The 12,874-nt window shown below is 35.1% G+C and carries 10 protein-coding genes; 4 read left to right on the top strand and 6 right to left on the bottom strand.

From position 1 onward, the window contains the following. Window positions 1-294: 294 nt before the first annotated feature. The 3 genes from IWX83_RS05390 to IWX83_RS05380 all read right to left on the bottom strand — a co-directional run bounded on the left by IWX83_RS05390 (window position 295) and on the right by IWX83_RS05380 (window position 3,118). A complete protein-coding gene (locus IWX83_RS05390) occupies window positions 295-966 on the bottom strand; it encodes a copper homeostasis protein CutC (protein WP_073350640.1) in 672 nt (223 codons plus the stop codon). Next, complete coding sequence (locus IWX83_RS05385; RefSeq protein WP_073350639.1) at window positions 967-1,962, bottom strand: isoaspartyl peptidase/L-asparaginase family protein; 996 nt, start codon at window positions 1,960-1,962, stop codon at window positions 967-969. A 148-nt stretch (window positions 1,963-2,110) separates the two neighbouring features. Then, window positions 2,111-3,118, bottom strand: coding sequence for a 3-oxoacyl-ACP synthase III family protein (locus IWX83_RS05380; RefSeq protein ID WP_196828179.1), 1,008 nt, complete (start codon window positions 3,116-3,118; stop codon window positions 2,111-2,113). Window positions 3,119-3,394: 276 nt separating this feature from the next. Here IWX83_RS05380 and IWX83_RS05375 point away from each other — a divergent pair, with 276 nt between their 5' ends. Next, the gene (locus IWX83_RS05375; protein WP_196828177.1) at window positions 3,395-5,806 is read left to right on the top strand and encodes a S9 family peptidase; all 2,412 of its coding nucleotides are present in this window, start codon (window positions 3,395-3,397) and stop codon (window positions 5,804-5,806) included. A 213-nt stretch (window positions 5,807-6,019) separates the two neighbouring features. On the opposite strand, the gene IWX83_RS05370 is transcribed toward IWX83_RS05375, so the two are convergent. The 3 genes from IWX83_RS05370 to IWX83_RS05360 form a co-directional block, all read right to left on the bottom strand. Then, entirely contained in the window at window positions 6,020-6,967 is a 948-nt protein-coding gene (locus IWX83_RS05370; RefSeq protein WP_196828175.1) for an ABC transporter ATP-binding protein, read from the bottom strand. Window positions 6,968-7,071: 104 nt separating this feature from the next. Beyond that, a complete protein-coding gene (locus tag IWX83_RS05365) occupies window positions 7,072-7,767 on the bottom strand; it encodes an OmpA family protein (protein ID WP_073350633.1) in 696 nt (231 codons plus the stop codon). A 16-nt stretch (window positions 7,768-7,783) separates the two neighbouring features. After that, window positions 7,784-8,260: a lipocalin family protein gene (locus tag IWX83_RS05360; protein ID WP_196828173.1), complete on the bottom strand. Its 477-nt coding sequence runs from the start codon at window positions 8,258-8,260 to the stop codon at window positions 7,784-7,786. Between the two features lie 179 nt (window positions 8,261-8,439). Between IWX83_RS05360 and htpG the strand changes: the two genes are divergently transcribed. The 3 genes from htpG to IWX83_RS05345 all read left to right on the top strand — a co-directional run bounded on the left by htpG (window position 8,440) and on the right by IWX83_RS05345 (window position 12,736). Next, on the top strand, window positions 8,440-10,341 hold the full coding sequence (htpG, locus tag IWX83_RS05355; RefSeq protein WP_196828171.1) for a molecular chaperone HtpG: 1,902 nt from the start codon (window positions 8,440-8,442) through the stop codon (window positions 10,339-10,341). 459 nt (window positions 10,342-10,800) lie between these two features. After that, window positions 10,801-11,667, top strand: a complete 867-nt coding sequence (locus IWX83_RS05350) for a type II restriction endonuclease (protein WP_073355781.1) — start codon at window positions 10,801-10,803, stop codon at window positions 11,665-11,667. Next, window positions 11,660-12,736 carry a DNA adenine methylase gene (locus IWX83_RS05345; protein WP_196828169.1) on the top strand — a complete coding sequence of 359 codons (1,077 nt, stop codon included), beginning with the start codon at window positions 11,660-11,662 and terminating at the stop codon, window positions 12,734-12,736. The genes IWX83_RS05350 and IWX83_RS05345 overlap by 8 nt, the downstream gene beginning before the upstream one ends. Window positions 12,737-12,874: the final 138 nt, after the last annotated feature.

Raw genomic sequence — 12,874 nt, 5'->3', positions numbered from 1 at the left:
TTTACATCAATCCAAGTGGGTGATTTAAATGTAATCCAATCTCCTCTTTATAGAGAAAGAAATATCGCTACAGATCTTTTAGGGAAAATTTGATTTTGCCATAGAAAATCGGCGCAAGTAAAAGGTTAATTTAATAGATGAAGAGTATTATTTATTTAGGTTTCAATCGTAGATGCGAAAAAAGTTCTGAATTCAAAAGTTTTTAATAAAAATTAGTTTTAATAGTTAGTTACCAAAAGAAAAACTCGGAGTATGCCAACTCCGAGTTTTTTGATTTAGAAACTTTTATATATGTTATAAATGGGCTTTTAGAGCTTTAATTTCCTCTGGATTAGCTATTTCACCAGAATCAATAATGGCAGAAGAATGATAAAAAATAGCTTTTGTTTTATCTTTTAACCATCCAATATTCGTTGAACGCAAACCGCCGCCCGGCATGATTACAATTCGATCATTTGCTTTTTCAATCAAGTCAGACAATACATTGATACCGTGAACTACATTTGTTACTGTTCCAGACGTCAAAATAGTTTTAAAACCACATTCAATTAGAGATTCAAGCGCTTCCAATTTATTTTTTATTCCATCAAAAGCTCGATGAAAAGTACAAGGCAATGGATTTGCCAAAGCTACTAATGCAGCATTCTGTAGTTCATTGATGTTAGAGTCCTCTTTCAAAATTCCAAAAACAAATCCATCTACTTTTAGTTTTTTGAATGCTACTATTTCCGATTTCATTTGCTCGAACTCTACATCTGAGTAAACAAAATTCCCACTACGAGGCCGAATCATAACATTCAAATCGACGGTGACTGTATCACGAACAGTTTTAGCAAGTTCAAAATCCGGCGTTGTTCCGCCTTCGTTTATATTGGCACAAAATTCAATTCGGTCAGCACCATTGGCTTGTGCCACGATAGCAGACTCCAAATTAAAGCACGCTATTTCTAACTTCGATTTTTTCATCTAGTGCAAAAAATATTCAGCATCAATTAATCGGTTTCCCGTTGCATCATGAACCGCATAATTAAACCCTCCTTGAATGCAATAGGATCCGAATTCCCCTTTTTTATTCAGTGCGATGAAACCAACTTGGATATCTTTTAGATTTTTATTTCTTTTTCGAGTCAAATTGACGATTCGGGCTACTGCTTCCTCACAAGCTTTTTGCGGCGATTTGCCTTGGCGCATTAATTCGACAACCAAATGACAACCTGAAATCCGAATCACTTCTTCCCCATGACCTGTGGCTGTGGCGGCGCCAATTTCGTTATCAACATACAAACCGGCGCCAATTATAGGCGAATCGCCCAAACGCCCGTGCATTTTGAAAGCCATACCGCTTGTCGTACACGCACCGGAAAGATTTCCATCAGCATCCAAAGCAATCATTCCAATAGTGTCGTGATTCTCTATATTAGCAATAGGCTTGTATTGACTCGTTTTCAACCATTCTTTCCATTCTTTTTCAGATTCTTCCAATAACAAATTTTCTTTTACAAAACCTTGAGATAAGGCAAACTGTAAAGCGCCATCACCAACCAACATGACATGCGGCGTTTTTTCCATCACAGCACGAGCCACAGTAATTGGATGTTTTATAAATTCTAAACAGGCTACAGATCCAATATTTGCGTTTTCATCCATAATACAAGCATCAAGTGTAACGCGCCCATCTCGATCCGGTCTTCCGCCATAGCCTACACTACGTTCGTTTGGATCTCCCTCAGGAACTTTTACTCCGGCTTCAACGGCATCTAAGGCTCTTCCATTATTTTTTAAAATTTCCCAAGCAGCGGCATTCGCTTGTAATCCAAAATTCCATGTAGAAAGTACAATGGGCTTAGTTCCTTTTTTAGAGTTGAAATCATTTTCTTCTTCCGGTTTCCCTTTGAATGCGTTTAGCGCCACAGCTGCAGAGGCAATTGCTGCTGTTCTTATAAAATTTCTACGGTTTGTCATGTTGATTGGATTAGTATTGGACGCATCATTTTTGAACTATAAATATATAGGTTCCACTTTAAATAAAAAAACCTACGCAATAATTTGCGCAGGCTTAGCCTTTTATCGAGTAACAACTGGAATCGGCATCCGATTCCTTAAACTACTTTTACCATTTAATAATAGCACTTCCCCAAGTAAAACCACTTCCAAATGCGGCCAAAACAACCGTATCTCCAGATTTTATTCTGCCTTGTTCCCAAGCTTCAGTTAAAGCAATTGGAATAGAAGCTGCGGTAGTATTTCCGTATTTTTGAATATTATTATATACCTGATCGTCTGTTAAATTGAATTTCTTTTGGATAAACTGAGAAATTCTCAAATTTGCCTGATGCGGAATCAACATATCAATATCGGAAACCTGTAAATTATTCGCTTGCAATCCTTCATTAATTACTTCACTGAAACGAACTACTGCATTTTTAAATACAAACTGCCCGTTCATATATGGAAAATAACTTTCATCATCCGGATCGTTGTCAGCCAAAATATCCGTAATCCAACGGCCTCCCATTCCTGGAGCTTTCACAATTAATTCCTCTGCATGTTGTCCTTCAGAATGCAAATGTGTAGATAGAATTCCTTTGGTCAAATCTTCTTCTCTACTCAAAACAGCAGCTCCTGCTCCATCTCCAAAAATTACCGAAACGCCACGACCGCGTGAGGTCATATCCAATCCGGTGGAATGGACCTCAGATCCAATCACTAATATATTCTTGTACATTCCAGTCTTAATATACTGGTCTGCCACAGATAAAGCATAAATAAAACCAGAACATTGATTTCTTACATCTAATGCGCCTACGGTTCTTAGTCCCAAATCACGTTGTACTAAAACTCCTGGGCCAGGGAAATAAAAATCTGGACTTAACGTGGCAAAAACCACAAAATCAATATCTTCCTTTGCAACACCAGAACGCTCAATTGCTATTTTGGCCGCTTTCACGCCCATAGAAGTCGTGGTATCTTCTCCTTTTATAATGTGTCTTCGCTCTTGAATTCCTGTTCGCTCCTGAATCCATTCGTCATTGGTATCAATAATTTTTGATAAATCGTCATTAGTGACCACGTTTTCGGGTACATAATAACCCAATCCTGCTATTTTTGAATGATACATAGTATTATTATTTTATTAAAATCAGACTGCAAATTTAAAACTTCCTCAAAATAAGAGGACCAAATTACCACTTTTTTAGCAATTTACAAGTTTTATACATTCATCCATATTGTATAGCTTCCATTATACTAAATAGATGTGAAATAAAATTAGTACTCATCAAGCAAGAGTCAATGCAAAAGTTAAAAAGTGATATTTGTTTTCAAATGTAACAACATTGGATTATTTTAGACTCATATTATGTACTACGAACTCTAATTTAAAATCATTCAAATTATGAAATTAAAAATTCCATTATTTTTCTTTCTTGGGCTAAGCTTAACCACCTTTGCACAAGAAAACCTAAATTACCAGAAACCCTCCCAATCCATTTTAGAATTAGCGGATTACGAAAGAGCCCCTTCGGTATCCATGGATACCAAAAAAGAATACATGCTTTTGACCTATCGAAATACTTATAAATCATTAGACGATTTAAATCAGGAAGAATTGCGTCTGGGCGGATTGCGAATTAATCCAATTACAAATATTTCCAGTTCTGTAACTTACGTGAACAACCTGAAATTACGTAAAATAAAAGACAAGAATGAAGTACAGGTAATAGGATTACCAACAAATCCTCGCATCAGTAACATCGCTTGGTCTCCAAATGATACAAAAATATCATTTTCACACACTACAGCTACCGGAGTAGAACTTTGGTTTATTGATGTGGCTTCGGCGAAAGCCACCAGATTAACGGAGGCGACCGTGAATGCGAATATTGGAAGTCCGTTCAGCTGGATGAATGACAACGAAACTATTTTGGTAAAAATGTTACCGAAAAACAGAGCGGCACTTTTGGATGCAAAAAAAGATTTGCCAACTGGTCCGATAATTTCGAACGCTGACGGAGTAAAATCGCAAAACAGAACCTATCCAGACATGTTGAAAAACAAGAATGATGAAATCAATTTTGAGAACATCATGACTTCTGAATTATACAAAGTAAACCTGAATGGAACAGCAACTTTATTCAAAAATGCAGCGATGTATGCGGGAGAAAGTTTTTCGCCAGATGGAAATTATTTAATGCTGACTACCATCCAGAAACCCTTTTCCTACATCGTCCCATTAAGTCGTTTTCCATCAAAATCTGTGGTTTACGACAAAGCCGGAAACGAAGTCAAAGTAGTAAATGAAGTGCCACTAACCGAAATTATCCCTAAAGGTTTTATGGCCGTTCGAAAAGGAAAAAGAAACATGAGCTGGAGAGCGGACAAACCAGCAACATTAGTGTATGCAGAAGCTTTAGACGGCGGAAATCCTGCCAATAAAGTAGATTTTAGAGATGAAGTTTTTCTTTGGAACGCACCATTTAATGCCGCAGCAACTTCATTAGTAAAAACTCCACAGCGCTACGACCGAATGATTTGGGGTAATGATAACGTTGCCATAGTTTCAGACGAATGGTATGATACGCGTAATACCAAAACCTATATTATCAATCCATCGAATCCAAGTCAGGCTCCAAAAGTGATTTTCGACAGAAATTCTCAGGATGTGTATTCTGATCCGGGAAATTTTGAAACTAGAAAAAACCAATACAACAGATATGTTTTGGCCATCGAAAATGACAATGCGTATCTTATTGGGGACGGATTTACTAAAAACGGGCAATTTCCATTTATTAGTGAATTTAATTTGAAAACAGCACAAGCAAAACGTTTGTACACTTCAAATTACACCGATAAAAAAGAAGATATTTTGGAAATTGAAGACTTCAAAAAAGGAACGGTTTTAGTCCAAATTCAATCTAAAAATGAATATCCGAATTATTACTTGAGAAACATTTTTCAAAAAAATAAACTGACTCCAATTACAACCTTCAAAAATCCTTTTGAAAGTATCAAAAATGTGAGCAAAGAAGTGATTAAATACAAACGTAAAGATGGCGTTGAATTATCAGGAACGTTATATCTACCTGTTGGTTATGACAAAGTCAAAAAAGAGAAAATGCCATTATTGATTTGGGCCTATCCAGCTGAATACAAAGACAAAAATTCAGCAGGACAAAGTACACAAAACCAAAATGAATTCACGTTTCCAAGTTATGGTTCGTTCGTATATTGGGTAACCAAAGGCTATGTCGTTCTTGATGACGCTGCTTTCCCAATTATTGGCGAAGGAACAACAGAACCAAATGATAATTTCATCACACAATTAGTCGACAATGCAGAAGCTGCAATTAATGCCGTAGATGCTTTAGGATACATTAACCGAAAAAAAGTAGCCGTTGGTGGTCACTCGTATGGTGCTTTTATGACAGCAAATTTATTGACACATTCCAATCTTTTTGCGTGCGGAATTGCTAGAAGTGGAGCTTACAATAGAACATTGACTCCGTTTGGTTTCCAAAGTGAACAACGCAATTATTGGGAAACTCCTGAAGTGTACAATACAATGTCGCCATTTATGAATGCGGATAAAATGAAAACGCCAATGCTTTTAGTACATGGTGAAGCCGATAACAATCCGGGAACCTTCACGTTGCAAACGGAACGTTATTTTCAGGCTTTGAAAGGTTTAGGAGCTCCAGCAAGAATGGTAATCCTTCCAAAAGAAGCACACGGATATGTAACCAAAGAGAATATTTTGCACTTGCTTTGGGAACAAGATCAATTCTTAGAAAAATATTTGAAGAATTAACGCTTAAGAGTGTTCAGTGATCAGTTTCTAAGTGATCAGAAAGTAAAACATGAAAAATGAACATAAAACAAAACCCCAAAATCATATTGATTTTGGGGTTTTGTTTTTTTACTAAAAAAACTCGTATCAAAGTTAAAAAACAACTTCAGGTTTATGTCGCAATTTGAACTAAAAACCACTGAATACTATTCACTGAACACTGAACACTTATTCTCAGGATAACATCAAAAATACTTCTTGATTGTGTTCTAATTCCGAATCATGGTCGAAGAAAATCACTCTTCTTTCAAAAGCGGCTTTGACTAAATAATGACTTCCTTTGAAATAACATTGCTTCACAACGGCGCTCATAATGGCATTATCTACTACTTTCAATTGATGCGGATACAATAAAAGCGCTACATCCTCATCGTCTTCAATGTCTATTATTTGAGACAATTGCAACTCATTGACTTCTCCAAAAAGAGATGCAATGTATTTGTTGGCTGGGTTTTCATACAAGGATCTAGAATCTCCTTTTGCCACTATTTTACCGTTTTGAATCACAATGGTTTCATCAGAGAAAGACAACGCATCGGTACTATCATGCGTGGCAATAATACAAGTAACGCCTTTGTCCTTTAAGTATTTAAATAGATTGCGACGTAAGGAATTCTTTCTAAAAGAATCAATTTGACTGAAAGGCTCATCGAGCAAAATAATTTCGGGTTCCAAAGCCAAAACTCTGGCCAAAGCCACTCGTTGTTGCTGTCCGCCACTTAGGAACTTCGCTTTTACTTTTGCGAAAGCGGTCATTTCGACCATATCCAATAATTCTTGAACACGGGCTTTTTTTTCCTCAGGATACATATTCGACAAGAACTTCCCCACATTTTCTTCGACAGTTATGTACGGCATCAAATCGAAATCCTGCGCTAAATATTTAATGTAATCTTCTCCCGGAACCAGATTGTATTTGGGACCTAAAATGGGTTTTTCATTATAGGTTATTGCACCGCTGTCTAAATCATACAACCCATAAATCAGTTTTAGCAACGTGCTTTTACCGCAGCCGCTTTCACCAATAATAGCGGTATTTTCCCCTTTGGCAATGGTGAAACTAATATTTTCAATGACTGGCTTGTCGCTGTAAGTAAACGATATGTCTTTTATCTCTAGCATCCTCTTTATTTAAAGTTGCAAATTTACGATGTTTAATTCAAATTTAGGCACAAAAAAGGGCTGCTTCTTGACGAAACAGCCCTTGTTTTTAAAGTGTTTTTGGCTTAGTTTTTCACTTCAGCTTCTGCATCTTTAATCATTTTTTCATTTGCAGTAATAGCAAATTCAACACGACGGTTTTGGCTTCTACCATCCACTGTTTCATTTGAAGCAATTGGATCAGCAATTCCTAAACCAGTAACTTGAAATCTACTAGAAGAAACACCTTTGCTTGCTAAATAATTTTTAACCGCTGCTGCTCTTTCTCCTGAAAGTTTTAAGTTATAATCTGCTGGACCAGTACTATCTGTGTAACCATAAATTGTAATATCAGTATCTGGATATTCTGCGAAAACGGGAACTAATTTATCTAAATTTGCTTTTGCACCAGCAGTCAAAGAAGATTTGTTTGTATCAAAACGCACTGCATTTTCATTCAAAACTAATTTAATTCCTTCTCCAATACGCACTACTTCAGCACCTGGAAGAACAGCATCAATTTCTCTTGCTTGTTTATCCATTTTGTTACCAATTACACCTCCGGCAACGCCACCTACAACCCCACCTAAAACAGCTCCCATTGCACCATTACCGCCTTTACCAAGGTTATTTCCTAGAACACCACCTAATACAGCTCCTGCAACAGCACCAATTCCGGCACCTCTTTGTGTTTTGTTAGTGTTTTTTATAGCTTCACAACTGGTAAACATTGAACCCATAACCATTATTGTTGCTATTGCAACTATCGAAATCTTTTTCATATCTATTTTCTTTTAATTAATTAACTTTTTGAAACTGATACACTACATCAGTCATTTTTCCTGCTACATCAATTTTATCAACCAATTGAAAAGAGGATTCTGTTTGATTGGCTACGTATAAAATATACCCTTCTTTTACTTTTCTAGCTTTTTCTCCAGCATTAAGAACTTTAAGGACAAACTGCCCATCATTATTGACAAACCATGTAATTGGTGAGCTGAATGCCATACAATTCGCTTTTGTCAAAGCCATAGTTCCTTTATTATTATTCGAAACAAATTTCCAATTACTTCCTACGAAACATTCTGAATCCGCAATTTGAAAAGTATTCACTTTTACATATTGTGAACCTGGATAAGTTACAGAACTAATTACCCAATTTCCTTTCATTGCTACCTGAGATTTTCTATCGGTGTTTGTACTTGTAGCTGATGTTGACTTACATGCAAACATCAAAACGGCTAATGTGCATAATAAAATAACTTTTTTCATTTTCTTAAATTTAATGAATTAATACTTACACAAATATACAAAGCAATCAATCACGTTTGTTTCAGAATTAAATTATTTTATATCATAATTAACGCTTGCGACAATTTGTCACTTCCATTATAATTGGTATTACATTTGAAAGAATTGTAACCATCAAAATAAACTAAAAAATTCATAATATGACAACAGGTAAAATTAATGTTTCGGTAGAGAACATCTTTCCCTTAATCAAGAAATTCTTATACAGCGATCACGAAATTTTCTTGCGTGAATTGATTTCCAACGGAACAGATGCAACACTTAAATTAAAGCATTTAACCAGCATTGGCGAAGCCAAAGTAGAATATGGCAATCCTATTATCGAAATTAAAATTGATAAAGAAGGAAAGAAATTGCACATCATTGACCAAGGTCTTGGAATGACGGCTGACGAGGTAGAAAAATACATCAACCAAGTGGCCTTTTCTGGCGCCGAAGAATTTCTAGACAAATACAAAGATTCGGCTAAAGATTCCGGAATTATTGGACATTTTGGTCTTGGATTTTATTCTGCTTTTATGGTTGCCGAAAAAGTGGAAATCATCACTAAATCTTTCAAAGATGAACCAGCAGCACACTGGACTTGTGATGGAAGCCCAGAATTTACCTTAGAACCAGCTGACAAAACTACACGTGGAACTGAAATTATCTTGCATATTGCCGAAGATTCGTTGGAATTTTTAGAAGAATCTAAAATCACCGGGCTATTAAACAAGTACAATAAGTTTATGCCGATTCCAATTAAATTTGGAACCAAAACAGAGAAAATAGAACAAAAAAAGGGCGAGGAAGTAGCTGCCGAAGATGTAGACAAAACGTTTACAGAAGTTGAAGTTGACAACATCATCAACAACCCAAATCCGGCTTGGACGAAACAACCAACAGAATTATCAGCGGAGGATTACAAAACATTCTACCATGAATTGTACCCAATGCAGTTTGAAGAACCGTTATTCCACATTCATTTAAATGTTGATTACCCGTTCAACTTAACTGGTATTTTGTATTTCCCAAAACTAGGTTCCGACTTACAAATTCAGAAAGACAAAATCCAATTGTACCAAAATCAAGTGTACGTAACGGATAATGTAGAAGGAATTGTTCCTGAATTCTTGATGATGTTAAAAGGTGTGGTGGATTCTCCTGACATTCCATTGAACGTTTCTCGTTCTGGATTGCAAGCGGATGCTGCAGTGAAGAAAATCTCGAACTACATCACCCGTAAAGTAGCTGACAAATTAAAATCATTGTTCACGGAGAACCGTGAAGATTTTGAGCAAAAATGGAACGATATCAAAATCGTTTTAGAATACGGAATGTTATCCGAAGATAAGTTCTATGAAAAAGCAGGCGCTTTTGTTTTATATCCAACGGTTGATGGAAAATTCCACACACTGGAAGAATTAAAAGAAAAACTGGCTGCAAATCAAACCGACAAAGACGGAAAATTAGTGGTGCTTTACGCAGGAAACAAAGAAGCGCAACACTCGTATATCGAAATTGCAAAAGACAAAGGATACGAAGTTTTATTGCTAGACTCACCTATTATCTCGCACTTGATTCAAAAAATTGAAGGCGATAACAGCAACATGACTTTTGTACGTGTCGATTCTGATCATATTGATAATTTAATCAAGAAAGAGGAAACGACAATTTCTAAATTATCCGAAGAAGAACAAACCAACCTGAAAACTGTTCTAGAAGCGATCGTTCCTAAACAAACGTATTCAGTTCAACTGGAAGCTTTAGACAGTAATGCGTCTCCATTTATCATCACGCAACCAGAATTTATGCGTAGAATGAAAGAAATGAGTCAGTCCGGCGGCGGCGGAATGTTCGGAATGGGCAATATGCCGGAAATGTACAATTTAGTGGTAAATACGAACTCTGAATTGGCAACCAGCATCTTGAACAACAAAGACAAAGACGCTCAGGAAAGTTTAGTAAAACAAGCACTTGACTTGGCTAAATTATCTCAAAACCTATTAAAAGGCGAAGCGTTGACTGCTTTTGTCAAAAGAAGTTTTGAGTTGATTAAATAGTTCAGTTTATATGGTTAATCGGTTCCTTGTTTAACCGTTTACCCGCAAACATATCAAGCCTGCTAGTGAAAACTGGCGGGCTTTTTTTATGGAGCAGTACGATTGGTTTTCATAAGGCGTTTTGTCCCGCTATGCGCTGCAATCTTTGTTTTTGCCTGGCGCCACAGCAAAGGATTTTTGCTGCTATCGGGGCTACGGTAGCGTGTTTTTTTTTTATAACTTCGTTTTAAAATAGATACAGATTTGTAAGAATATTTTAATACATTTGAGAAATGAATAATGCGATACAAACCTTCGCATATACACCCAGTTTTGGGTAGATTGGCGAAGGTTTGTATCGCCTATATACAAGTTGTAGGAAACCCCACGTCAACATTACGGTAAACAACAACTACAAAGCTGAACTTAAAGTTTTTTAAAATCTACATCTAAAAACCAACTGAATTATTACTTTTGTGTATGAACAAAGAACAAATTTTACAAGAACTTCAAGAAGAAGTCAAAGGATTCAATGAAATAATTGCAACAGATAAAGGAGATTGGATTGTCAAAGGATTTATTGATATTTACAAAAACATCTATACCATTTCAATAGATACCAAAGTCGTTTCAAAAGTCATTGAACTATTATTAATACCAGCCTTCGAAAACTTTGCAGTCAAGCATAACTTAGAATTAGAACTTCCTGCACAACAAAACTTTTATCCAGATTTAACATTTATTTGTAAAGAAACTGGAGCTAAATTCGCCGTGGATATAAAAAGCACTTTTATTGATTCTGCGAATAAAATCAAAAGTATGACACTTGGTGCTTTCACTGGTTATTTTAGAAACAGAACTAGTACAAAAAACATTTCTTATCCTTATAGTTCTTATGAAGCACATCTAGTTTTAGGTGTTGTTTACAAACAAAACAAAGTAAGTCAAAATGAAAAAATTATTTATAAATTAGATGAAATTGAAAACATTGAATCTGTTATAAAAGATTTTCAATTTTTTGTTCAACCAAAATATAAAATAGCATCTGCAAGTCCGGGAAGTGGTAACACAAAAAATATTGGTGCAACAATAAATTTAGACTATTTAATAAATGGAAAAGGAATATTTTCAGAACTTGGAGAGGAAATTTACAATGATTTCTGGATGTATTATCTAACTAAAGATATGGCTAAAGCATTAGAAATTGAAAGACCTTATATTAACTTAAAAACTTATTTAGAATATAAACAAAGAGGAATTGATGTTCTTAAAGAACATCAAGATGAAATAAATGAGCTCAATGAGGAAGAACCTAATGTAGAAGAAGAGGATGAAGACATTGAATAATAGTATAAATATATTACAAACAGAACTATTTTCTGTGCCAACAGTTTCAAAATTTCCTACAACTAGATACCAAGGAAGTAAATTGAAATATGTTGACTGGATATGGAATTGCATTAAAGATTTAAAATTCGATACAGTATTGGATGCTTTTGGCGGTACTTCCGTAGTAGCATATAAAATGAAAAAAAATGAAAAAATTGTTACTTATAATGATATTTTATTTTTTAATCATATCATAGGTAAAGCACTGATTGAAAACGATAATGAAAAAATCGATAATGAAGATTTGGATTTTATTTTAACAAAACACGAAGATATAGATTATCCAAATTTCATCGAAATAACATTTAATGATGTTTATTACACCGACGATGAAAACAAATGGTTAGATATGGTTATAACTAATATAAGACTGCTTCCAAATGAATATAAAAAAGCTATAGCTTTTTTTGCATTATTCCAATCTTGTATCATAAAAAGACCTTATAACTTATTCCATAGAAAAAATCTATACATACGTTTTCAAGAAGTCAAAAGAAGCTTTGGGAATAAAGTAACGTGGGATACGCCTTTTGATGCACATTTCAAAAACTTCATACAAGAAGCTAATAATGCTGTTTTTTCAAATTTTAAAGAGAACATTTCCATTAATAAAGATATTTCATCAATAAAAAATAATTTCGACCTTGTTTACATTGACAGTCCATATATTTCAGAAAATGGTATTGGCTTAGACTATTTAGATTTTTATCATTTTCTAGAAGGAATAATGAATTATGACGATTGGGAAGAAATGATAGACCCAAAATCAAAACATAAAAGATTACAATTAAAAAAATCTGATTGGAATAAGAAAGATAAAATTGAATTTGCATTTGAGTCTTTAATCGAACAATTCAAAGAAAGTATAATTGTTATATCATATCGTTCCGATGGAATTCCTTCAATTGAAAGGATAAAGGATATTTTAATACTTAATGGTAAAAAAATAACTATTCACGAAAGTAATGAAATGAAATATGTATTAAGTAATAAAAAATCTTCCGAAATTTTAATTGTAGCGGAATAGTTGATAAATTCAAAACAAATATTTACGTAAAGGGGCTTCCTACAATCGAGTAGACGGCTCCGCCAGTAACTGACGGAGTGCGCCTCTCACACCACCGAACGTACGGGTCACGTATTCGGCGGTTCGCAAAGAGATGGG

Source organism: Flavobacterium sp. CG_9.1, assembly GCF_015751645.1.
In the GTDB taxonomy this organism is placed as follows: Bacteria; Bacteroidota; Bacteroidia; order Flavobacteriales; family Flavobacteriaceae; genus Flavobacterium; species Flavobacterium xanthum.
Note: the sequence above shows the minus strand (reverse complement) of the source record. Positions and strands in the feature narration are given on the sequence as shown.